The organism is Citrobacter sp. Marseille-Q3906, assembly GCF_916618775.1.
Classification (GTDB): domain Bacteria; phylum Pseudomonadota; class Gammaproteobacteria; order Enterobacterales; family Enterobacteriaceae; genus Citrobacter; species Citrobacter murliniae.
In genome coordinates this window covers 1553989-1576328 of record NZ_CAKAKA010000002.1, presented here as the reverse complement: position 1 = coordinate 1576328, position 22340 = coordinate 1553989, and the positions used below count along the sequence as shown (strand labels likewise).

The following is a 22340-nucleotide window of genomic DNA, read 5'->3' as shown; positions in this document are numbered from 1 at the left end:
CAGGAAATTGTGGGCGGCTAAGGTCTTATCCGGCCGACAAAAGCATTCGATCCTGCGGTATGTACGTTGTTATTTTTTTTGTGATTTGCGGCCATAGACCAGCCAGGTCACCAGCACGCAGACGATGTAAAACACTAAAAATATTTTCATAGCGCCAACGGGAGATCCGGTCAGCGCCAGGGATGAGCCAAACGCTTTTGGGATGAAAAAACCGCCAACCGCGCCAATAGCGGAGATAAACCCAAGCGCGGCGGCGGTATCTGTTACCGCTTCACGCTGGGCCTGTTCTTCAGTGCCTCCGCGCAGTTTCACCCGGTAAATTGTGATTTTGCGAAAGATCACCGCAATCATCTGGAAGGTCGATCCGCTCCCCAGTCCTGCGGTCAGGAACAGTCCCATAAACACGAGGTAGAAGGCGGTGAAACTCCCCGATCCTGAACCGGGCAAGGTGAGAAACAGCAGGCCGCTAAACAACGCCATAAACATGAAGTTGATTAATGTCACCCGCACGCCGCCAAATTTGTCAGAAATAACGCCGCCTGCAGAACGCGCCAGAGCGCCGATAAACGGGCCGAAGAACGCCAGTTGCAGAATATTCACGTCGGGGAACTGGGTTTTTGCCAGCATGGCAAATCCTGCTGAAAAGCCGATAAATGACCCGAAGGTGGCGAGGTACAGCAGGCTTAACAGCCAAAGATGAAAGCGCTTGAGGACCGGTAACTGAGAGGCGATAGAAGCCTTTGAGCTGGCGATGTCATTCATCCCCATACCTGCCGCCAGCGTTGAGAGCAGCAGCAATGGAACCCAAATCCACGCTGCGTTAGCTAGCGACAGTAATGAGCCATCAGGCTGTGGTACGCCCTGTACGCCCAAAAAGGTAAAAATGGGCAGAAAAATAACCAGTGGCGCGATCAATTGCATTACGCTGACGCCCAGGTTACCGAGACCGCCGTTAACGCCTAACGCGCTGCCTTGTTTGGCTTTTGGGAAGAAAAAACTAATATTGCCCATGCTGGAGGCAAAGTTGGCGCCAGCAAATCCACACATCAGTGCAATAACAATAAATACGCCAAACGGAGTAGATGTGTTTTGCACGGCAAATCCGAGCCACAGACAAGGAATAACAAGAATTACAGTGCTGAAAATCGTCCAGCGGCGACCACCAAATATAGGCACCATAAAGGAGTAGGGGACGCGTAATATTGCACCAGAGAGGGAAGGTAATGCGGTTAATAAAAAGAGTTGATCGGTAGTGAAATTAAAGCCAATTTTATTTAAATTCACTGCCACGGCGCTAAATAACATCCAGACGCAGAAGGCAAGCAGCAGGCAACTTACTGATATCCAGAGGTTTCTCCGGGCTATATGTTTACCTTTATTATCCCAAAATGCGGGGTTTTCAGGTTTCCAGTCAGTTAAAAGATAACGATTATTTTTCTCATTTTGTAGTGCCATATTGTCCTCACATGCACACGTCGTTCATGAAAAAAAGAAATAGGCAGAGGAAGAGCCGCGCGAGCTCTTTTTAGAAACTATTGAAAAGTTTTAGGAATATTGACTGAAAGAATAGATAAAAAAGTGCAATAGCGCGGTGTGATGGGGAAATAACGCGTTGTTTAAGTGTTACTAATTGTAAACTTAAAAAGATGTATTGTTAACTCATCTATTAATTCAGCTAAATAGTTCCAGAGTTATCATACGATCCAGATGCCGCGTGAAGGCGGGATCGGCCATTTCCGCAATACCCAGCACATACATGCCATCAAGACCACAGACCAGACCGATTAAACGCCAGGCGACGTCAGCGGCATCCGGTGCGCAGGAAAATTCGCCGGCCTGCTGGCCGCGGATAATGATAGCCGTTGTCTCTTCGTGCCACATTCGCATCGTCAGTAGATAGGCGCTTTTGATTTCAGGATCTTTATCCGCCAGGATTTGCGCTTCGCGCCAGAGCTTGATGTAAGGCTCGAACCCACCTTCCTCGCTGCCGAGCATCGAATGCAGTCGTTCGCGAAAACTAGCGTCTTCACTCACCAGTTCAGCATCGAGCAGAGTACGAATCAGTCGAACAAAAGCCTGGGATTTGAGTTCACCAGCGGAGGTAAAGTGGTGGTGTAACTGACCAGTTGCCACGTTAGCCTCTGAGGCTATTCGTCGCACCGTCATGGCAGTAAAACCTTCTTCCAGCGCCACTCGCATGGCTGCCTGCAGGATCACTTCCCGGCGTTCATCTCGATTCAAATAGCTCATACACCCTCCAGTACCTGTGTTGTTCGCAGTCTAACAAAAAAAGTTGGACATGTGTTCAATTTTCCGTAGGATCGCCAAAGCTGGACATGTGTCCAGTTTCAGTTTGAAGGGATTTTTATGTTTCGTCAGTGGTTAACGTTAGTGATTATTGTGCTGGTCTACATCCCTGTTGCGATTGATGCAACGGTGCTGCACGTTGCCGCGCCCACGCTAAGTATGACGCTGGGTGCCAGTGGTAACGAGCTACTGTGGATCATCGATATTTATTCCCTGGTAATGGCAGGGATGGTCTTGCCGATGGGGGCTCTGGGCGATCGCATCGGTTTTAAACGCCTGCTGCTATTGGGTGGAGGGTTATTTGGTCTGGCGTCGCTGGCCGCAGCGTTTGCACCTACTGCCGGCTGGCTCATCGCCACCAGAGCGGTGCTGGCCATCGGTGCGGCGATGATCGTACCGGCGACGCTTGCCGGCATTCGTGCGACCTTTGCCGAGCAACGCCACCGCAATATGGCCCTCGGTGTCTGGGCGGCAGTGGGTTCCGGTGGTGCGGCATTTGGTCCGTTAGTCGGCGGCATGCTGCTGGAGCACTTCTACTGGGGATCTGTATTCTTAATAAATGTCCCGATTGTTCTGGTCGTGATGGCATTGACCGCGCGTTACGTTCCGCGCCAGGCAGGACGTCGCGATCAGTCGCTAAATTTCGGTCATGCGATAATGTTGATTGTCGCTATCTTGTTGCTGGTTTATAGCGCCAAAACTGCGTTAAAAGGACATATCGCGACCGGTGTGATTGTACTGACGTTGTTGGTTGGCGCCCTGTTGCTGATGCAGTTTGTTCGCATCCAGCTTGCTGCTTCGCGCCCAATGATTGATATGCGTCTATTTACGCATCGCATTATCCTTAGCGGCGTTGTGATGGCCATGACTGCGATGATAACGCTGGTAGGTTTTGAGCTGTTGATGGCTCAGGAGTTGCAGTTTGTTCACGGTTTAACACCGTATCAGGCGGGGCTGTTTATGTTGCCGGTGATGCTGGCGAGCGGATTCAGCGGACCGATCGCCGGAATGTTGGTATCACGTCTGGGATTACGCTGCGTAGCAACGGCAGGTATGGCGCTGAGCGCAGTCAGCTTTTACGGCCTGGCAATGACAGATTTCAGCTCCCAGCAGATACAAGCCTGGATTTTAATGGCCTTACTGGGTTTCAGTGCCGCCAGTGCGCTATTGGCTTCAACCGCAGCTATTATGGCGGCAGCCCCGGCTGAAAAAGCGGCAGCAGCAGGGGCGATCGAAACCATGGCCTATGAACTGGGTGCCGGACTGGGGATCGCTATTTTTGGTTTGTTGCTGAGTCGCAGTTTTTCCGCATCGATTCTGCCACCTGCCGGACTTAATCCGCAGGAACTGGAGCGCGCTTCATCATCAATGGGCGAGGCGGTGCAATTAGCGCATTCGCTTCCACCTTCCCTGAGTGACGCGTTGCTTGCAGCTGCCAGAGAAGCGTTTACCTGGTCTCACAGCGTGGCATTGAGCAGCGCTGGCAGCATGCTTATCGTGTTAGCGGTAGGGATGTGGTTCAGTCTGGCGAAGGTGAATAGTCAATAACTAGTGGGCTAGATGACAGGGGTAATCCATCTCTTCGACTTCTTTTCCACTCAGACGAGCATATTGCCCCGTCAGTCTCCAGAACGCAGGTTGTGTTTCAGTATAGATTTCTGCCGCTAAAATCAGGCGGCGGCGATCTACCTCGTTAAGTTCGAGTAACGTCCACGGAATAAAATAGCGATCGCTGTCGGTCAGCGTAAACCACAGTGGGCAGCCGCAACCTGAACAGAAAAAACGTTCTCCACGCGTTGAAGAGGGAAAGTGCGAAGGTTCGATTGACTCTGGCGACATCAGCGGATGACCACTGGCTTCCAGATACATGGCGATGCCTCCTGACCACTTCTGGCACAGCGTGCAGTGGCAGGCATAGACATCAAGCATTTCGACGTTAACGGTAAAATGACTTTGTCCGCAAAGACAACGACCTGTGAACGTCTGCACGGCATACTCCTTATGACCGAGTCTACTTCAAGAGAAAAGCCAGCCCGAAGTGGACTGGCTTTGCATTCAGACTACAACAAAATTAGAACTGGTAGTTCAGGCCAACAGCCACAACGTTGTCGGTGCTTACACCAGCAATACGAGTGAAGTTGTTGTCATCCAGCAGGTTGATTTTGTAATCAACGAAGGTGGACATGTTTTTGTTGAAGTAATAGGTAGCACCCAAGTCTACGTATTCAACCAGATCCTGGTCACCGAATACAGCGATGTCTTTACCTTTGGATTTCAGGTAAGCAACGGACGGACGCAGACCGAAGTCGAACTGGTACTGAGCAACAGCTTCAAAGTTCTGAGCTTTTTCAGCGATACCGTTAACATTGGAACCGTAGGTGGTCATGTTGCGGGTTTCAGAGTAGGTGGTTGCCAGGTAGATGTTGTTCGCATCATATTTCAGACCAGCAGCCCATACTTCAGCGTTTTCACCGTTAGCTTTGAAAATGCTGCTACGGTTGTTCTGAAGGTCGGTACGGTCAGATTTCGCATAGGTAGCACCTACGCCAAAACCTTCGTATTCGTAAGTAGTAGACAGACCAAAGCCGTCGCCGTTAGCTTCTTGTACGTTGCTACGGTCGTTTTTGCCCTGGTACTGAGCTGCGAAGTTCAGACCTTCAACCAGACCGAAGAAGTCGGTGTTACGGTAGGTTGCAACGCCGGTAGTACGGCTGGTCATGAATACGTCAGTCTGGGTCCAGGTATCACCACCGAACTCAGGCAGAACGTCGGTCCATGCGCCGATGTCGTACGCTACGCCGTAGTTACGGCCGTAGTCGAAAGAACCGTATTCAGCGAATTTCAGACCAGCGAATGCAAGACGGGTTTTATCGCTGTTAGAACCACCGGTGGATTCAGCACGGTTACCTTTGAATTCATATTCCCACTGACCAAAACCGACCAGCTGGTCATTGATCTGAGTTTCGCCTTTGAAGCCCAGACGCGCATAAGTTTTGTCACCATCGCTTCCGTTATCATCAGAGAAGTAATGCTGAGCGTGAACTTTACCGTACAGATCCAGTTTGTTTGCGTCTTTGTTATAAATCTCAGCTGCGTTTACCGCACCTGCTGCCAACAGGGAAGTCACTGCCACTGCAACTAATTTAAGTTTCATTCTAAATAATCCTTATAATTTTTTCTTGGTGTGATTCCTAAACCATTGCTAAACGAAGGTGTTCGTCAATGGCAAACCATTTTTAAATGACGTTGTGGTATGAGTTCAATAATAAGTTTCATAATATTACGGAATATTTGAATTTGTGTGATCCAGATCTACATAATACAACTGATTGTATTAGTCGATATATGTGACTTGTCTGGATATATATATTTACCTGGGGGACTATTGAGGAGCGTATGGTTTAATTAACGTTAGTTTCGGTTGTGTAATATATGCATGCGAAAGAATATTGTTCATATTGCAATACTTTCGGCTATTGATTAATAAATCACATATTTAACATTTAATTAAACAAATGCAAACATTAAATGCAAGCTAAATGAACGTTAATTATCCATAATTTGATTATAGTGTAGCCGGGTTCTGAAAGCCCAGCTTCTTTTTCAGGCGCGACGTGTTGCTAACCAGCAAAGCAAGGAACCAGCACAGACCATCAGTGCGCCTTGCCAGAACGAAAACGAAAGTGGGGCGCTGAGTAATACGGCCGCGAGTGCAGACGACAGTACCGGGGTGAAATATGAACCAACGGCCATCACCGTCACGTTGCCGTGTAAAATACCAATATTCCACGCTGCATAGGCAAATCCTAACGTTAATGCTGCGGTAAACAGCTTAATGGTCACTGGAGTGCTGAAAACCATTTCTGGTTGAGGAGTGATAAAATAATAAACCCACAAACTCGTTGCCGTAAGTAAAACGAACACGGTAATACCATTAAAACCCTTCGCATATTTATTGGTCACTGTGCAATATGTTGCCCAGATAAATGCACCGAGAAAAGCGAGGAAATAACTGAGTGGGCTGGTCGCAACATTGTTGATAATTTCACCAGGTTTGAGTCCATTATCACCACCTAATACCCAACAGACTCCGGTCAATGCGACAATTAATCCAGGGATTACCAACCAGGTTGTTTTTTGACCATTGAACAATATGGCAAACAATATTGTCAGGCTTGGCCAGAGATAATTGACCATTCCTACCTCGATAGCCTGGTGTCGGGTTGCGGCATATCCTAATGCCAGCGCCAGACATATTTCATAGCTGACAAAAAGTACGCTACCGGCGATTAAATAACGAACAGGGATTTTGCGGATATTTGGAAATCCGACAGTAAAAATAAGCAGGAGACCACTTAATGAGAAGATCATCGCGGCACCACCTGCAGGCCCGAGTCCTTCGCTAACCCCACGAATCAGTCCTACCATCGTGCTCCATAACACAATGGCAATGAGCCCAATTAACGTTGCTTTTTGTTTTGTCATGCTGAATGTCAGTCCACGGTACTGGCGAAAATGAAGCTGAAATTTATAGCACCATTACACTAAAGCACGCCAACTAATTACCTTTTGCCTAACCCCTTGGGGGTACGAAGGTTAAACAAACTGCACTATTTAGTAGCGGAACCGTTTCGTTATTGATTTGACGCAAAAAAATTATGGATATAGCTGATAGTTTCGTCGCGAAGTTGTACACGCCATCTTCCTGGTTGCCGCTTTCAGTGCAACTTGAGGATGTCAGTGTACGCATCCCTGCAAAAAAGAGGAAAGCAATGGACGTCAGCCGCAGACAATTCTTTAAAATCTGCGCGGGCGGTATGGCGGGAACAACAGTTGCTGCATTGGGTTTCGCACCCAAGATGGCACTGGCTCAGGCACGAAACTATAAACTGTTACGTGCGAAAGAGATCCGAAACACCTGCACATACTGTTCCGTAGGTTGCGGGCTATTAATGTATAGCCTGGGTGATGGAGCAAAAAACGCCAAAGAGTCGATTTACCATATCGAAGGGGATCCGGATCATCCGGTAAGCCGTGGGGCACTCTGTCCTAAGGGCGCAGGATTACTGGATTATGTGCACAGCGAGAATCGTCTGCGCTACCCGGAATATCGCGCTCCGGGCTCCGATAAATGGCAACGCATTAGCTGGGATGAAGCATTCTCCCGCATAGCAAAACTAATGAAAGCTGATCGCGACGCCAACTTTATTGAGAAGAATGAGCAGGGCGTAACGGTAAACCGCTGGCTTTCAACCGGGATGCTGTGTGCATCTGCGGCAAGTAATGAAACCGGCATGCTGACGCAAAAATTTGTGCGCTCACTCGGCATGCTGGCTGTAGACAACCAGGCGCGCGTCTGACACGGACCAACGGTAGCAAGTCTTGCTCCAACATTTGGTCGCGGTGCGATGACCAACCACTGGGTTGATATCAAAAACGCTAACGTCGTAATGGTGATGGGCGGTAATGCCGCTGAAGCACATCCGGTGGGATTCCGCTGGGCGATGGAAGCCAAAAACAACAATGATGCCACGCTGATTGTTGTCGATCCCCGTTTTACACGTACAGCCTCGGTTGCGGATATCTATGCGCCGATTCGTTCCGGTACGGACATTACGTTCCTTTCCGGCGTGTTGCTGTACCTGATTGAAAATAACAAAATCAACGCTGAATACGTTAAGCACTACACCAACGCCAGTCTGCTGGTGCGGGATGATTTTGCTTTTGAAGACGGTCTGTTCAGCGGTTACGACGCGAAAAAACGTCAATACGATAAATCGTCCTGGAACTACCAGTTCGATGAAAACGGCTACGCTAAACGTGATGAAACATTAAGCCATCCGCGCTGTGTGTGGAATCTGCTGAAACAGCACGTTTCCCGCTACACGCCTGATGTGGTGGAAAACATCTGCGGAACGCCGAAAGCCGACTTCCTGAAAGTGTGTGAAGTGCTGGCCTCCACCAGTGCAGCCGACCGTACCACGACCTTCCTGTACGCGCTGGGCTGGACGCAGCATACCGTAGGGGCGCAGAACATCCGCACCATGGCGATGATCCAGTTGCTGCTCGGTAACATGGGGATGGCCGGTGGTGGCGTAAACGCCTTACGTGGTCACTCCAATATTCAGGGGTTAACTGACTTAGGTCTGCTCTCTACCAGCCTGCCAGGCTATCTGACGCTGCCGTCAGAGAAGCAGGCGGATCTGCAAACCTATCTGGCGGCGAACACACCAAAAGCAACGCTGGCCGAACAGGTTAACTACTGGGGCAACTATCCGAAGTTCTTCGTCAGCCTGATGAAATCTTTCTACGGCAATGCAGCGCAGAAAGAGAACGACTGGGGCTTTGAGTGGCTGCCGAAGTGGGATCAGTCCTACGACGTCATCAAATACTTCAACATGATGGATAGCGGGAAAGTTACCGGCTATATCTGTCAGGGCTTTAACCCGGTTGCGTCCTTCCCGGACAAAAACAAAGTGGTTCAGTCGCTGAGCAAACTGAAATATCTGGTGATTATCGATCCGCTGGTAACTGAGACCTCAACGTTCTGGCAAAACCACGGCGATTCTAATGATGTCGATCCGGCATCGATCCAGACCGAAGTGTTCCGTCTGCCATCAACCTGCTTCGCAGAAGAAGACGGCTCAATTGCCAACTCCGGTCGCTGGCTGCAGTGGCACTGGAAAGGTCAGGACGCACCGGGCGAAGCCCGCAATGACGGAGAGATTCTGGCCGGTATTTATCATCGTCTGCGCGAGATGTATCGCACTGAAGGTGGTAAGGGCGTCGAGCCTGTGCTGAAAATGAGCTGGAACTATAAGCAACCGGACGAGCCGCATTCTGAAGAGGTGGCGAAAGAGAATAACGGCTATGCGCTGGAAGATCTTTATGATGCCAACGGCGTGCTGGTTGCGAAGAAAGGTCAGTTGCTCAACAGCTTTGCGCTCCTGCGTGATGATGGTACTACGGCATCTTCCTGCTGGATTTATACCGGTAGCTGGACTGAGCAGGGTAACCAGATGGCTAACCGCGATAATGCCGACCCGTCAGGGCTGGGTAATACGTTGGGTTGGGCATGGGCATGGCCTCTGAACCGTCGCGTACTGTATAACCGCGCCTCGGCGGATCCGCAGGGTAAACCGTGGGATCCAAAACGCATGTTGATCAAGTGGAACGGGACGAAGTGGACAGGCAACGACATCCCCGACTTCAACAACGCAGCACCGGGCAGTGGTACCAATCCGTTTATCATGCAACCGGAAGGGCTGGGTCGTCTGTTCGCCATCGATAAGCTGGCGGAAGGGCCGTTCCCGGAACACTACGAGCCGATGGAAACGCCGCTGGGAACTAACCCGCTGCACCCGAACGTTATCTCCAACCCGGCTGCGCGTCTGTACGAAGCGGATGCGTTGCGTATGGGGAATAAACAGGACTTCCCGTACGTCGGTACGACCTACCGTTTGACCGAACATTTCCACACCTGGACTAAGCATGCCTTGCTGAATGCGATTGCCCAACCAGAGCAGTTTGTGGAGATCAGCGAAACGCTGGCGGCAGCAAAAGGTATTGCCAACGGTGACTATGTGAAGGTCAGCAGCAAACGCGGATTTATTCGTGCAGTTGCGGTAGTCACGCGTCGCCTGCGCACCTTGCATGTTAATGGTCAGCAGGTCGAAACGGTGGGGATCCCAATTCACTGGGGCTTTGAAGGAGTCGCGCGTAAAGGCTTTATCGCCAACACCCTGACGCCGAATGTCGGTGATGCAAACTCGCAAACGCCGGAATACAAAGCGTTTTTAGTTAACATCGAGAAGGCGTAAGGGGGCGAACATATGTCTATGGAAACGCAGGACATCATTAAAAGGTCCGCAACAAACTCCATCACGCCGCCGCCTCAGGCACGTGATTACAAAGCAGAAGTCGCGAAACTGATCGACGTTTCCACCTGTATAGGCTGTAAAGCCTGTCAGGTGGCATGTTCAGAGTGGAACGATATCCGCGACGAAGTGGGTCATTGCGTCGGGGTGTATGACAACCCCGCCGATCTCAGCGCCAAGTCCTGGACGGTGATGCGGTTTACCGAAACTGAACAGAACGGCAAGCTGGAATGGCTGATTCGTAAAGACGGTTGCATGCACTGTGAAGATCCGGGCTGCCTGAAGGCATGCCCGTCTGCCGGAGCAATCATCCAGTACGCCAACGGGATTGTTGATTTCCAGTCAGAGCATTGTATCGGCTGCGGGTACTGTATTGCCGGGTGTCCATTTAATATTCCGCGCCTCAATAAAGAGGATAACCGCGTGTATAAATGTACGCTGTGCGTGGATCGCGTCAGCGTTGGGCAGGAACCTGCCTGCGTGAAGACCTGTCCGACCGGGGCGATACATTTCGGCACCAAGCAAGAGATGTTGGAAATGGCCGAGCAGCGTGTGGAAAAACTGAAAGCACGTGGTTTCGAACATGCTGGTGTCTACAACCCGCAGGGTGTGGGTGGAACACACGTTATGTACGTTCTGCATCACGCCAACCAGCCGGAGTTGTACCACGGTTTGCCGAAGGATCCGCAGATTGATACTTCTATCAACTTGTGGAAAGGTGCGCTGAAACCGCTGGCAGCCGCCGGATTTATCGCCACCTTCGCCGGACTGATTTACCACTACATTGGTATTGGCCCGAATAAGGAAGTGGACGACGACGAGGAGGATCATCATGAGTAAGTCGAAAATGATTGTGCGCACGAAATTTATCGACCGCGCCTGTCACTGGACGGTGGTGATCTGCTTCTTCCTGGTCGCACTGTCGGGGATTTCGTTTTTCTTCCCGACGTTGCAATGGCTGACGCAAACCTTCGGTACGCCGCAGATGGGGCGCATTTTGCACCCGTTCTTCGGTCTGCTGATCTTCGTCGCGTTGATGTTCATGTTCGTTCGTTTTGTTCACCACAACATCCCGGATAAGAAAGACATTCCGTGGCTGAAAAACATTGTGGAAGTGCTGAAGGGCAATGAACACAAAGTGGCGGACGTCGGTAAGTACAATGCCGGGCAGAAAATGATGTTCTGGTCAATCATGAGCATGATTTTTGTGCTGTTGATCACCGGTATTATTATCTGGCGTCCGTACTTCGCGCAGTTCTTCCCGATGCAGGTTGTGCGCTACAGCCTGCTGATCCACGCCGCGGCAGGCATTATTTTAATGCACGCCATCCTTATCCATATGTACATGGCATTTTGGGTGAAAGGATCGATTAAAGGCATGGTCGAAGGGAAGGTCAGCCGCCGTTGGGCGAAGAAGCATCACCCGCGCTGGTATCGCGAAGTTGAACGCGAAGAGGCGAAAAAAGAGAACGAGGAAGGGTTGAAATAGCCTATTAACGTTCTGCTGATAAAAATGGCGCTACCGATGTAGCGCCATTTTTTTGCCAAAAAAACGTCATGTTTGTGTCATCTGTGAAACGTAAGGTGTTGTCTTTCCAATAATAGAGAGTAAAAGACAATGCTTCTGGTAAAAAAATTACTCGCAGTTAGCCTGTTTCTTTGTGCGTCAGCTCAGGCGCAGAACATCCTTGAATTTCCTCAGCCGGAAAATAACCCGCAAGAGTTTTATGCCGTGACCGAAATCCCAGCAGGCGGGATCATTAAATATGAAACCGATGCCAAAACCGGCTTTATTGTTGCCGATCGATTCCAGTCAATGCCGGTTGCCTATCCGGCTAACTATGGCTCACTTACCCAGTCTCTGGCGGGTGACGGTGACCCACTGGATGTTATTTTCTATACCCGTGCGCCGCTGGCACCGGGAACATTGATTAAGCTGCGTGCCATTGGCGTGTTGAAGATGATCGACGGCGGTGAGAAGGACGACAAAATTGTCGCGGTACCGGCCAGTAAAATTGACCCGACTTATGACGACATCAACGAACTGAGCGATCTGCCAAAAATCGAAGTGCAACGGCTGGAGTCATTCTTCCGCGTGTACAAAGAACTGCCGGAAGGGCGCAAGAAGGTTGAGCTAAACGGTTTTAACGACGCCGCCGCGGCGAGGCAAGAAATCAAACAGGCCTGGGATGCCTGGAAAGAGAAAAAACCTCAGCAATAATGCCATGCCGGATAGCGCAAGCTTATCCGGTCTGCTGTTGCAGCATAAAGCGTGCATTATTGAACGGTAAGCTTGCGCAGACGTGAAATATCCACGCTTTTTTTTGCTTGTGCGAGGCTCCAGGTATTTTGCAGGTTGAGCCACATTTCCGGAGAACTGCCGATCACGACAGAAAGTTTGATCGCCATTTCAGGTGTTAACGTTGCTTTTCCGGTTAACAACCGGCTTGCAGTTGAAGGTGCAATCCCCATTGCTCTGGCAAACTCGCGCAGACTGACGTTCAGCTCGTCCAACGCTTCCTGAATAATATCTCCCGGACGGGGATGATTTGCCATTTTCATCAATGATAGTCCTCGTAGTTCAGTATGTACGCGTCGCCATTGACGAATTCAAACGTAATGCGCCAGTTGCCTGAAACAGAAATTGCCCATATTCCACCACGATCGCCCGTCAGGGGATGGAGTCTATAACCGGGCATATTGATGTCTGTAACCCTGCTTGCCGCATCAATAACAGCGAGCCGGTGCCGTAATCGCCGGACATGCTCTGCCATAACGCCTGATGTTCGCCCATGAAGAAACAAGTCGCGCAATCCTTTGTGCCTGAAGTTCACGATCATTCATGCCTTCCTTGTTCCTTCTGGAGGAACGCTATCATTAGTGTTCCATTAAACGCAACATTACGGGGCGCTATTTTGTAAAATAGTGCCGTTAACGGGTTAAAAGGAAAAGCAGGTCAGGGAATATCTGGAAAGCACTACGCAGGAATAACCGGATGGTGGCTTACTGCCTTATCCAGCCTACACGAGCATTTGCACATGTAAGCCGGATAAGTTTGCTTATCCGGCAATATGTTTACTCAAGTTGTGAATTCAGTCGTTCAATCTCCTTACGCCATTGCGCCTGAAGTTGCGGCTTCTGGTGTTTTGGCTTGCGCGCGAGATCGTCGGCCAGTCGTTGTTCCAGTTCCAGAAGCTGTTCCAGTACAGCATCGCTGTCAGGACTCATTTCTGGCACCACTTTTACCCGGGTTTTACTGGCGCTTATTTCATCAGCGGTTTCCTGAATGCGTGCGCTAATCGCTTCCAGATCGTGCCATTCGCTGAGTTCACCATCATCGATAAACCAAAACCGGTTACAGCTTTGGCTGATAAGGTGACGATCATGACTGACCAGCAACACGCCACCGCTAAAGCTCTGCAGCGTTTTTGCCAGCGCCTCTTTGCCTTCCATGTCCAGATGGTTGGTCGGCTCATCAAGCATCAACAGGCTATAGCGGGCGAGTGTCAGCCCGACAAACAGCAGTCGAGAACGCTCGCCACCGCTTAACGTGCTGACTAACTGCTGGTGACGGATCCACGGAAAGCCCGCACTAATCAACGCCATCTTGCGAACATCAGGCTGTGGGGCAAACGGCTCCAGCGCATCAAACAACGAATCGTCATCCGCGAGCTGATGCAGTGTCTGGTCGTAATACCCCAGCGTGACACGAGGGTGCAACACCAGTGAACGGGACGCCATCTGCGACTGGTATTGCTGCCAGATAAGTCGTAACAGCGATGATTTTCCACAACCGTTACGGCCAACAATCGCCACGCGGTCACCGCTTTTGATTCTGATACCTTCGATAGAAAACAGCGTTGCAGCATCTGGCGCCGGCGAGACCGACAGGTGAGTCATCTCCAGCAAACGGTCTGCACGCAAAGCATCCCCCTGTAATGTTAGTGTCCACTGACTTCCTGCAGTCACTTCCGTCTGACTGTCTTTCAGGCGCAGCACCTGTTTTTCCATCTGTTTGGCTTTGCGGGACAAATCTTCGTTGTCGTAAACCCGTCCCCATGTGGCCAGCCGTTTGGCGCTGGCGGCGACCCGGTCAATCTCTTTTTGCTCAGCTTTATAGCGTAGTGCATCGCTGACGTCCCGGTCGACAAGGGCCTGGCGCGCCGCGCTACAGGGCAGATCAAAAGCGTGCAGGGTGCGATCGCGCAGGATCCAGGTTCCATGGGTAACGGCATCCAGTAACTGCGGATCGTGAGATACCACCACAAAACTACCGGACCACTTCTGTAAGAACTGCTCCAGCCATAGCAATGTCGGTAAATCCAGATGGTTACCCGGTTCATCCAGCAACAAGAGATCAGGATTACGCATCAGCGCACGCGCTAACAGCAGCCGCGTGTGCTGCCCACCACTTAGAGTTCGCGTTGTAAGATGCAAATTGTCCGGTGTAAAGCCCATTTCAGCGAGAAGCGATTCAACCCGCCACTGCTGAGCTGCGCGCTCATGTTCGGGAAGCTGGGCAAGAACCGCCTCCTGTAGCGTTAGCGGGAGAATGTCGTCCGGCAAATGTTGTTCCACGCGGGCTAGATGGCAGTGGTTGGCCTGCGCAATTAATCCGCTGGTGGGCGTAATTGTGCCATCCAGCAGTTTTAATAACGTGATTTGCCACAGCCGTTATAGCCAATTAGCCCGATGCGGTCGCCTTTTTTAAGGGTAAAGGTGAGATCGTCGAAAAGCGCGCCGAATGCCGTATCAACGTGTAAGGATTGTGCGGTTAGTAATGTGCTCATTGTTGCTTACTCAAGAGTTACAGGCGTGAAAACGCCTCGTCAAACATCGCTGACGATAACCCGGTAAGCCCGAGAGAAGGGGATTTAGAAGTTAGCTTCGCTCAAGCAGAAGTTATCGCAGCACGATACCGATAACGCTTGAGCTCTGGCGATCGCCAAATGTATGTGAAGCGATGAAACGTTCACAGTACAGCATAATTACCTCCTTTTATTTTTCAGAATGTTAATCGATGATGAAAGTGTAATCGTAAGTTATGGATTCGCGCAAGCTTTGAACACCCGGCGGCAGGCGCCGCCGGGTAAAACCGTCAAATAGAAGTACGACGGTAGTCGCGATATTCTGCCTGCCAGAAATTCTCGTCAATCGCCTGTTGCAGCGCTTCGGCAGACGTTTTCACCGCCACACCTTGCTGCTGGGCCATTTTCCCGACGGCAAACGCAATAGCGCGAGAAACGGTCTGAATATCTTTCAGCTCCGGCAACACCAGACCTTCGCCGTTCAGTACCAGTGGTGAGTACTGCGCAAGCGTCTCACTGGCAGACATCAGCATTTCATCGGTAATACGCGATGCGCCGGAGGCAATGACGCCAAGACCGATACCCGGGAAGATATAGGCGTTATTACACTGGGCAATTGGGTAGGTCTTATCTTTCCAGACTACCGGAGCAAACGGACTACCGGTGGCGACCAGGGCATTACCTTCAGTCCAGGCAATAATATCCTGCGGCGTGGCTTCCACGCGCGACGTCGGGTTAGACAGCGGCATGACGATCGGGCGCGGACAATGCTTGTGCATCTCGCGGATAATCTCTTCGGTAAACAGACCCGTTTGCCCGGAAACACCGATCAGAATGTCCGGCTTAACGTTGCGAACCACGTCGAGCAGCGACAGCACATCTTCTTGCGTATCCCAATGCTGCAGATTCTCGCGTTTTTGCACCAGTTTGGTCTGGAAGGAAAGCAGGTTCGGCATTTTGTCAGTCAGCAGACCGAAACGGTCAACCATAAATACGCGCTGGCGGGCCGCTTCTTCGCTTAATCCTTCACGCTGGATTTGTGCGATGATCTGTTCGGCAATCCCGCACCCGGCAGAGCCTGCGCCGAGGAACACAATATTTTGTTCACTCAACTGGCTTCCTGCCGCACGGCTGGCGGCAATCAGCGTCCCTACGGTTACCGCAGCGGTACCCTGAATATCATCGTTGAACGAACAAATTTCATCGCGATAGCGGTTCAGCAACGGCATGGCGTTTTTCTGTGCGAAGTCTTCGAACTGCAGCAGCACGTCCGGCCAGCGGTGCTTCACGGCCTGGATGAACTCGTCGACAAATTCGTAGTATTCATCGTCAGTAATACGCGGATTGCGCCAGCCCATATACAGCGGATCGTTCAACAGTTGCTGGTTGTTGGTACCGACATCCAGCACTACCGGCAAAGTGTAGGCCGGGCTAATGCCGCCACAGGCGGTATACAGCGACAGTTTACCGATAGGAATGCCCATCCCGCCGATACCCTGATCGCCAAGACCCAGAATACGTTCCCCGTCAGTAACGACGATGACTTTAATATTGTGGTTTGGGACGTTTTGCAGGATATCGTCCATGTTGTGGCGGTTTTGGTAAGAGATAAATACACCGCGAGAACGGCGATAGATCTCAGAAAAACGCTCACAGGCAGCACCTACCGTTGGGGTGTAGATGACGGGCATCATCTCATCAAGATGGTTATTCACCAGCCGATAGAACAGGGTTTCGTTGGTGTCCTGGATATTGCGCAGGTAGATATGTTTGTCGATTTCCGTTTTGAATCCCTGATATTGGATCCAGGCACGATCGGCTTGTTCTTCAATCGTCTCGACGACTTCCGGCAGTAACCCCAGCAGGTTGAAGTTACGTCGTTCTTCCACACTGAAAGCACTCCCTTTGTTTAGCAGGGGAAACTCCAGCAGTACCGGGCCAGCGTAAGGGATATAAAGGGAACGCAGTTTTTTAGTTTCGTTTTCCATGTCACTCACTCTTTTTTGAATAACCGTCCCTGGCACTCTTTATGATCGTATGTGGCCTGTCTGCCAGGGAAACGGGCGAAGTATAAAGCATTGTGAATGGGTTAAGGGGTTTTATAAGCAAAAACACCACTGCGGTTGCAATGGTGTTTATCTCGTTAATCCGTATGTCGTGCAGGAAATTACTTGCTGTCAGCGCGGCGTTTTCTTCCGGTTGGAGCATTGACCACGCTGGATTTGTCGCCTTCGGTTACGACTTTACGTTGATTGGAGATTTTGTGGTCCAGTCCAAGAATATGACGGGCCTGACGGTTCGATTTCATTCTAACTCCTTAATCCTGTTACTGGTTTCAAGGGCGAGTCCGCGTAAGATCGGACGAAATACAACCTGATAGAAAGCCGATGTATAAAAAAACGGCTTTCTGGATGGTCGGTCATTTTCTCTGAAAGGTCAATGCTTAAGCAGGGAATGCAGAACATTCCAATCTGACACATGCTTTTGCCTCAGCGTCCTATACTTGTAACTCCGACGACAACACAGGAGAGCAGTAATGACTATCCATAAGAAAGGTCAGGCGCACTGGGAAGGCGACATTAAGCGTGGGAAAGGAACCGTGTCTACCGAAAGTGGGGTGCTGAACCAGCAACCCTATGGGTTTAATACGCGATTCGAAGGCGCGAAAGGCACCAACCCGGAAGAACTGATTGGCGCTGCACATGCTGCCTGCTTCTCAATGGCGCTTTCGTTAATGCTGGGCGAAGCGGGTTTTACGCCAGACGCTATTGATACCACTGCCGATGTTTCTCTGGATAAAGTGGATGCGGGTTTTGCGATAACCAAAGTGGCATTACACAGTGAGGTTGCCGTGCCAGGGATCGATGCAGCAACATTTGACGGCATCATCCAGAAGGCGAAAGCCGGATGTCCGGTGTCACAGGTTCTGAACGCAGAAATTACCCTGGATTATCAGTTGAAGTCCTGACGGATGCAGGCCGGATGCGACGCCGCATCCGGCATACATAACTTACTGTGCCACCCAACCGCCATCCATATTCCATGCCACACCGCGAACCTGCGCCGCAGCATCTGAACACAAGAACAGCGCGAGCTCACCCAGTTGTTCGGGCGTGACAAACTCACGTGAAGGCTGCTTCTCCGCGAGCAGCGCGTTACGTGCCGCTTCCGGATCTGCGCCTTCGGCAATGCGCTTGTCTATCTGCTGTTGTACCAGCGGGGTCAGGACCCAACCAGGGCACAGCGCATTACAGGTTACGCCAGTCTGCGCCGTTTCCAGTCCTATGGTTTTGGTTAGACCGACTACGCCGTGCTTCGCCGCGACGTAGGCCGATTTTTCTTTTGAGGCCACCAGCCCATGCACCGAGGCGATATTAATAATGCGTCCCCAGTTGCGTTCACGCATACCGGGAAGCGCCAGGCGCGTAGTGTGAAAAACGGAGGACAGGTTGATGGCAATGATTGCATTCCATTTGTCTACAGGGAATGTCTCGACCGGTGAGACATATTGGATCCCGGCGTTATTGACCAGAATATCCACGCCGCCAAACTCGCTTTCGGCGTAGTGCATCATCGCGGCAATTTGCGCTTCATCGCTGAGATCAGCACCATGATACCCTGGTGTTTTGCCATACTGCGCCACGGCGTCTTTTGCCGCCTCAACATCACCAAAGCCGTTGAGAATCAAAGTGGCCCCGGCTTTCGCCAGAACCTGCGCAATACCTAATCCAATACCGCTGGTCGATCCGGTAACCAGGGCTGTTTTTCCCGTTAAGTTCATGGTGATTCTCCTTAAACAATTCCGGTGGTGTAGAAGACGCCGATCACAAACAGCACGGCCAGACTTTTGATCACGGTGATGGCGAAGATCCCGCCATACGCCTGGCGATGGCTCAAGCCTGTGATGGCCAGCAGCGTAATTACCGCGCCGTTATGCGGCAGGGTATCCATGCCACCGCTGGCCATAGAGGCGACGCGGTGAAAGACTTCCAACGGAATGTTGGCAGCATGTGCGGCAGCGATAAAGGTGTCTGACATTGCCGCTAATGCAATGCTCATCCCGCCGGATGCCGAGCCGGTGATCCCGGCGAGGGTGGTGATACTGATGGCTTCATTGAGCAGTGGATCAGGAATGGCCGCCAGCGCTTTGGACAACACCAGAAAACCAGGCAGGGCGGCGATCACCGCGCCAAAACCGTATTCTGATGCGGTATTCATTGCCGCCAGAATCGCGCCGCCGACAGCCGTTCTGCTTCCTTCGGCGAGGCGGCCTTTGATGTTGCGATAACCAAAAATCACTACTAACAGGATCCCTGAAATCAGCGCGGCCTCTACTGCCCAGATAGCGGTAATTTTCCCGACTTCAGTCGTGATTGGCTTGGCCAGGCCAGGAAGCTCCAGCTGATGACTGGTGCCATACCAGACCGGGATCCAACGGGTAAACAGCAGGTTAAATACACCCACCAGAATCAGCGGGGAAATCGCAATGACTGGATTAGGCAGGTTAATGTTATCCGGTGTTTCCGGTTCGTTAAGCAGCTCGGTGCCATAGCCTTCGTTCTTTGCCTGTGCTTTGCGCCGCTGGCGCTCGAGATAGACCAGGCCGACAAAGATGATAAATAGCGAACCTATGAGCCCCAGCCAGGGTGCGGCCCAGGCGTTAGTACCAAAAAAGCTGGTCGGGATAATATTCTGGATCTGCGGCGTACCGGGCAAAGCATCCATAGTGAATGAGAATGCGCCCAGCGCGACGGTTGCCGGGATCAGACGCTTGGGAATATTGCTCTGACGGAACAACTCAGCCGCAAACGGATACACCGCAAAGGCCACTACGAACAGCGACACACCGCCGTAAGTCAGCAACGCACACACCAGTACAATCACCGGAATGGCGTGACGACGGCCCAGAATGTTGATCGCGGCGGCGACGATAGATCGGGAAAAACCAGATAACTCGATTAACTTGCCAAATACTGCTCCCAGTAAGAACACCGGGAAGTAAAGCTTCACAAAACCGACCATTTTTTCCATAAACAGGCCGGTAAAGGCGGGGCCGACGGCGCTCGGTTCGGTGAGCAGGACAGCGCCTAATGCCGCGATGGGGGCAAACAGGATGACACTGTATCCGCGATAGGCTGCCAGCATCAGCAGGCCCAATGCTGCCAGGGCGATTAATACACTCATCATGACTCCTTATTATTATAGTGGGGTACAGAAAGAGACGTTATGGCTTCAGCGCAAAGCGCAGCTGATGTTCCCGGCGTTTCTGGATGTACTCCTTGCGCGAATCATCCCAGCGATAGAATCCCTGACCGCTGCGCAAACCGGTATCACCGCGGGCAACCTTGTCAGCGACAAGTGACATCATGTCACTGCCGGTGGCCAGTTCCGGTAGCAGGTGACGACAAATGTCCTGCACGGTGGACAGCCCGGTCATATCTGCGGCTTCCAGCGGACCGACCATCGCATAGCGGCGTCCGAGTGAGGCTCGCATTACCTGATCCACTACCTCTGCGCTGGCAATGCCGCTCTTGACGATATGCAGCGCTTCACGCAGTAAGGCAAACTGCAGGCGGTTGCCGACAAAACCTGGCGCAGCACGATCGAGTACCACAGCCTCAAGCTGCATCGAGACCAGCAGTTGTTGTAATTCGCTGAGATATTCTGTCCTGGTTGCCGAGCCAGGAACGATTTCAACTAAGGGAATAAAGTGTGGTGGGTGCCAGAAATGGGCGATCAGCAATCGCTCCGGGTGATTAAGGTTCTCTGCCAGGGTATCGGGCGGCAGGCCACTGGTGTTACTGGCAATAATGGCATCTGGTGCTATTAGTGCTTCCAGTTGCGCATACAACGCATGCTTGAGTTCAATCCGTTCAGGGATAGCCTCAATCAGTAATCCCGATGCGGCGATATCCTGTAGAGAGGTAGTTCCGTGCAACCGGCTGAGAACCTGCTCTTTGTCATCGGCGGGAAACTGGTCGGTCGCAATCAACTCATCCAGTATGCCGTTGGCAACAGCGGTAATTTCATTAATCCTGCTGTTATCAGTATCGAAAAGCCAGACATCATGGGAAAAACGGGCGAAGTGGGTAGCGATGCCGACACCCATTAAACCGGCACCCAATACGCTGATGTGATTAGTCTGCATGCTGTGCTCCTGTCGGACGTTCAACCGTCAGCGCCACACCCTGACCACCGCCGACGCACAGCGTCGCCAGACCTTTGGTCGCATTGCGGCGAGTCATTTCGTGCAGAAGGGTTACCAGAATGCGGCACCCGGATGTGCCAATCGGGTGACCAAGCGCAATTGCGCCACCGTTGACGTTCACTTTGTTGCTATCCCAGTTCAGGGATTCGCCGACTGCCAACGCCTGCGCGGCAAATGCTTCGTTGGCTTCGATAAGATCCACGTCATCCAGCGTCCAGCCTGCGCGTTTCAAACACTGCAACGATGCCTCGACCGGACCAATACCCATGATTGACGGATCAACGCCCGAAACGGCATAGCCAGTAACCCTGGCAAGAATCGGAAGGTTCAGTTGCGCGGCTTTGGCTGCACTCATCAGCATCACCGCCGCCGCACCGTCGTTTAAGGATGACGCATTGCCTGCCGTCACCGTGCCATTACCGGGACGAAAAGCCGGTTTAAGCTGCGCCAGTTTGTCGGCCTGGGTATTCGGGCGAGGCTGCTCATCGCTATCTACCAGACGCGGTGTGTTTTTTCCTTGCGGGACGCTGACCGGGGTAATTTCTGCGGTGAAACGACCAGCCTCGATAGCCGCCGCTGCTTTCTGCTGGGAGAGCAGGGCAAAGGCATCTTGCTGCTCACGGCTGATGGCAAATTTATCGGCCAGGTTTTCAGCAGTAATCCCCATGTGATAGTCATTGAACGCATCCCACAGTCCGTCATGCACCACGCTGTCTTTCAGGCTGGCATGGCCGAGACGTAAACCTGCACGAGCGCCATCGAGAAAATAAGGGGCATTACTCATGCTTTCCTGGCCTCCGGCGATCACGATTTCCGCATCGCCACAGCGTATGGCCTGTACAGCCTGATGTACCGCTTTCAAACCTGAGCCGCACAGCAGATTAATGGTTATCGCGGGCGTGGTAACCGGCAATCCGGCGCGTAACGCAGTCTGCCTGGCCGGATTCTGACCGCAACCTGCGGTCAGTACCTGGCCGAGGATAACTTCGTCAATCTGATCTGGCGCTACGCCGGTTTTCTCCAGCAGGGCACGAATGACGACGGTCCCTAGATCAACGGCAGAAAGCGGAGCCAGCGCGCCATGAAAACTGCCAATCGGCGTACGTGTTGCTGCGACAATAACAACATCCTGCATGGTCA

20 protein-coding genes and 1 pseudogene are annotated in these 22340 nt (G+C 51.6%); 6 read left to right on the top strand and 15 right to left on the bottom strand.

Going from position 1 to position 22340, the window contains the following annotated elements:
• Positions 1–69: 69 nt before the first annotated feature.
• Positions 70–1455, bottom strand: coding sequence for a NarK family nitrate/nitrite MFS transporter (locus LG384_RS11660; RefSeq protein WP_045442996.1), 1386 nt, complete (start codon positions 1453–1455; stop codon positions 70–72).
• A gap of 216 nt (positions 1456–1671) precedes the next feature.
• The gene (locus LG384_RS11655; RefSeq protein WP_225760929.1) at positions 1672–2250 is read right to left on the bottom strand and encodes a TetR family transcriptional regulator; all 579 of its coding nucleotides are present in this window, start codon (positions 2248–2250) and stop codon (positions 1672–1674) included.
• A 117-nt stretch (positions 2251–2367) separates the two neighbouring features.
• On the opposite strand from LG384_RS11655, the gene LG384_RS11650 reads away from it, so the two are divergent.
• Positions 2368–3855 carry an MFS transporter gene (locus tag LG384_RS11650; RefSeq protein ID WP_045442990.1) on the top strand — a complete coding sequence of 496 codons (1488 nt, stop codon included), beginning with the start codon at positions 2368–2370 and terminating at the stop codon, positions 3853–3855.
• On the opposite strand, the gene LG384_RS11645 is transcribed toward LG384_RS11650, so the two are convergent.
• The 3 genes from LG384_RS11645 to yddG form a co-directional block, all read right to left on the bottom strand.
• Complete coding sequence (locus LG384_RS11645) at positions 3856–4236, bottom strand: GFA family protein (RefSeq protein ID WP_136345515.1); 381 nt, start codon at positions 4234–4236, stop codon at positions 3856–3858. It lies immediately after the preceding gene.
• A 142-nt stretch (positions 4237–4378) separates the two neighbouring features.
• The gene (ompC, locus tag LG384_RS11640) at positions 4379–5461 is read right to left on the bottom strand and encodes a porin OmpC (RefSeq protein WP_045442984.1); all 1083 of its coding nucleotides are present in this window, start codon (positions 5459–5461) and stop codon (positions 4379–4381) included.
• A gap of 449 nt (positions 5462–5910) precedes the next feature.
• Positions 5911–6792, bottom strand: coding sequence for an aromatic amino acid efflux DMT transporter YddG (gene yddG, locus LG384_RS11635; protein ID WP_045442981.1), 882 nt, complete (start codon positions 6790–6792; stop codon positions 5911–5913).
• Between the two features lie 287 nt (positions 6793–7079).
• On the opposite strand from yddG, the gene fdnG reads away from it, so the two are divergent.
• The 4 genes from fdnG (at position 7080) to LG384_RS11615 (ending at position 12405) form a co-directional block, all read left to right on the top strand.
• Positions 7080–10127 carry a formate dehydrogenase-N subunit alpha gene (fdnG, locus tag LG384_RS11630; protein ID WP_136345514.1) on the top strand — a complete coding sequence of 1016 codons (3048 nt, stop codon included), beginning with the start codon at positions 7080–7082 and terminating at the stop codon, positions 10125–10127.
• 12 nt (positions 10128–10139) lie between these two features.
• Positions 10140–11024: a formate dehydrogenase N subunit beta gene (gene fdnH, locus LG384_RS11625; RefSeq protein ID WP_045442976.1), complete on the top strand. Its 885-nt coding sequence runs from the start codon at positions 10140–10142 to the stop codon at positions 11022–11024.
• A complete protein-coding gene (fdnI, locus tag LG384_RS11620) occupies positions 11017–11673 on the top strand; it encodes a formate dehydrogenase-N subunit gamma (RefSeq protein WP_045442973.1) in 657 nt (218 codons plus the stop codon). Before fdnH ends, fdnI begins: the two co-directional genes overlap by 8 nt.
• Positions 11674–11802: 129 nt before the next feature.
• Entirely contained in the window at positions 11803–12405 is a 603-nt protein-coding gene (locus LG384_RS11615) for an inorganic diphosphatase (protein WP_045442970.1), read from the top strand.
• Positions 12406–12461: 56 nt separating this feature from the next.
• Here LG384_RS11615 and LG384_RS11610 read toward each other — a convergent pair whose 3' ends face one another.
• The 6 genes and pseudogenes from LG384_RS11610 to sra form a co-directional block, all read right to left on the bottom strand.
• Positions 12462–12746: a HigA family addiction module antitoxin gene (locus LG384_RS11610; RefSeq protein ID WP_045442967.1), complete on the bottom strand. Its 285-nt coding sequence runs from the start codon at positions 12744–12746 to the stop codon at positions 12462–12464.
• Positions 12746–13024 carry a type II toxin-antitoxin system RelE/ParE family toxin gene (locus LG384_RS11605; RefSeq protein ID WP_048221433.1) on the bottom strand — a complete coding sequence of 93 codons (279 nt, stop codon included), beginning with the start codon at positions 13022–13024 and terminating at the stop codon, positions 12746–12748. Before LG384_RS11605 ends, LG384_RS11610 begins: the two co-directional genes overlap by 1 nt.
• A 235-nt stretch (positions 13025–13259) precedes the next feature.
• Complete coding sequence (locus tag LG384_RS23395; protein ID WP_370637147.1) at positions 13260–14084, bottom strand: ATP-binding cassette domain-containing protein; 825 nt, start codon at positions 14082–14084, stop codon at positions 13260–13262.
• A 495-nt stretch (positions 14085–14579) separates the two neighbouring features.
• Positions 14580–14974, bottom strand: a pseudogene (locus LG384_RS23390) (ATP-binding cassette domain-containing protein); the annotation flags it as partial.
• A 308-nt stretch (positions 14975–15282) separates the two neighbouring features.
• Positions 15283–16980 carry a malate dehydrogenase gene (gene maeA, locus LG384_RS11595; protein WP_048221435.1) on the bottom strand — a complete coding sequence of 566 codons (1698 nt, stop codon included), beginning with the start codon at positions 16978–16980 and terminating at the stop codon, positions 15283–15285.
• Positions 16981–17159: 179 nt separating this feature from the next.
• Entirely contained in the window at positions 17160–17300 is a 141-nt protein-coding gene (sra, locus tag LG384_RS11590; protein WP_045442952.1) for a stationary-phase-induced ribosome-associated protein, read from the bottom strand.
• A gap of 228 nt (positions 17301–17528) precedes the next feature.
• On the opposite strand from sra, the gene osmC reads away from it, so the two are divergent.
• Positions 17529–17960: a peroxiredoxin OsmC gene (gene osmC / locus LG384_RS11585; RefSeq protein ID WP_048221436.1), complete on the top strand. Its 432-nt coding sequence runs from the start codon at positions 17529–17531 to the stop codon at positions 17958–17960.
• 42 nt (positions 17961–18002) lie between these two features.
• On the opposite strand, the gene LG384_RS11580 is transcribed toward osmC, so the two are convergent.
• The 4 genes from LG384_RS11580 to LG384_RS11565 are packed head-to-tail and all read right to left on the bottom strand — an operon-like array spanning position 18003 to position 22335.
• Positions 18003–18773 (bottom strand): 3-hydroxybutyrate dehydrogenase, encoded by a 771-nt coding sequence (locus LG384_RS11580; protein ID WP_136345509.1) that lies wholly within the window; start codon positions 18771–18773, stop codon positions 18003–18005.
• An 11-nt stretch (positions 18774–18784) separates the two neighbouring features.
• Positions 18785–20179, bottom strand: a complete 1395-nt coding sequence (locus LG384_RS11575; protein ID WP_225760928.1) for a GntP family permease — start codon at positions 20177–20179, stop codon at positions 18785–18787.
• Between the two features lie 37 nt (positions 20180–20216).
• Positions 20217–21140, bottom strand: a complete 924-nt coding sequence (locus LG384_RS11570; protein WP_225760927.1) for a 3-hydroxyacyl-CoA dehydrogenase family protein — start codon at positions 21138–21140, stop codon at positions 20217–20219.
• The gene (locus tag LG384_RS11565; protein WP_225760926.1) at positions 21130–22335 is read right to left on the bottom strand and encodes an acetyl-CoA C-acetyltransferase; all 1206 of its coding nucleotides are present in this window, start codon (positions 22333–22335) and stop codon (positions 21130–21132) included. The genes LG384_RS11570 and LG384_RS11565 overlap by 11 nt, the downstream gene beginning before the upstream one ends.
• Positions 22336–22340 lie beyond the last annotated feature (5 nt).

What these genes read in the sequence shown, in the direction of transcription:
- LG384_RS11660 (WP_045442996.1), bottom strand. Translation starts at nt 1,455, where the DNA reads ATGGCACTACAAAATGAGAAAAATAATCGTTATCTTTTAACTGACTGG.
- LG384_RS11655 (WP_225760929.1), bottom strand. Translation starts at nt 2,250, where the DNA reads ATGAGCTATTTGAATCGAGATGAACGCCGGGAAGTGATCCTGCAGGCA.
- LG384_RS11650 (WP_045442990.1), top strand. Translation starts at nt 2,368, where the DNA reads ATGTTTCGTCAGTGGTTAACGTTAGTGATTATTGTGCTGGTCTACATC.
- LG384_RS11645 (WP_136345515.1), bottom strand. Translation starts at nt 4,236, where the DNA reads ATGCTTGATGTCTATGCCTGCCACTGCACGCTGTGCCAGAAGTGGTCA.
- ompC (WP_045442984.1), bottom strand. Translation starts at nt 5,461, where the DNA reads ATGAAACTTAAATTAGTTGCAGTGGCAGTGACTTCCCTGTTGGCAGCA.
- yddG (WP_045442981.1), bottom strand. Translation starts at nt 6,792, where the DNA reads ATGACAAAACAAAAAGCAACGTTAATTGGGCTCATTGCCATTGTGTTA.
- fdnH (WP_045442976.1), top strand. Translation starts at nt 10,140, where the DNA reads ATGTCTATGGAAACGCAGGACATCATTAAAAGGTCCGCAACAAACTCC.
- fdnI (WP_045442973.1), top strand. Translation starts at nt 11,017, where the DNA reads ATGAGTAAGTCGAAAATGATTGTGCGCACGAAATTTATCGACCGCGCC.
- LG384_RS11615 (WP_045442970.1), top strand. Translation starts at nt 11,803, where the DNA reads ATGCTTCTGGTAAAAAAATTACTCGCAGTTAGCCTGTTTCTTTGTGCG.
- LG384_RS11610 (WP_045442967.1), bottom strand. Translation starts at nt 12,746, where the DNA reads ATGAAAATGGCAAATCATCCCCGTCCGGGAGATATTATTCAGGAAGCG.
- LG384_RS11605 (WP_048221433.1), bottom strand. Translation starts at nt 13,024, where the DNA reads ATGATCGTGAACTTCAGGCACAAAGGATTGCGCGACTTGTTTCTTCAT.
- LG384_RS23395 (WP_370637147.1), bottom strand. Translation starts at nt 14,084, where the DNA reads ATGACTCACCTGTCGGTCTCGCCGGCGCCAGATGCTGCAACGCTGTTT.
- maeA (WP_048221435.1), bottom strand. Translation starts at nt 16,980, where the DNA reads ATGGAAAACGAAACTAAAAAACTGCGTTCCCTTTATATCCCTTACGCT.
- sra (WP_045442952.1), bottom strand. Translation starts at nt 17,300, where the DNA reads ATGAAATCGAACCGTCAGGCCCGTCATATTCTTGGACTGGACCACAAA.
- osmC (WP_048221436.1), top strand. Translation starts at nt 17,529, where the DNA reads ATGACTATCCATAAGAAAGGTCAGGCGCACTGGGAAGGCGACATTAAG.
- LG384_RS11580 (WP_136345509.1), bottom strand. Translation starts at nt 18,773, where the DNA reads ATGAACTTAACGGGAAAAACAGCCCTGGTTACCGGATCGACCAGCGGT.
- LG384_RS11575 (WP_225760928.1), bottom strand. Translation starts at nt 20,179, where the DNA reads ATGATGAGTGTATTAATCGCCCTGGCAGCATTGGGCCTGCTGATGCTG.
- LG384_RS11570 (WP_225760927.1), bottom strand. Translation starts at nt 21,140, where the DNA reads ATGCAGACTAATCACATCAGCGTATTGGGTGCCGGTTTAATGGGTGTC.
- LG384_RS11565 (WP_225760926.1), bottom strand. Translation starts at nt 22,335, where the DNA reads ATGCAGGATGTTGTTATTGTCGCAGCAACACGTACGCCGATTGGCAGT.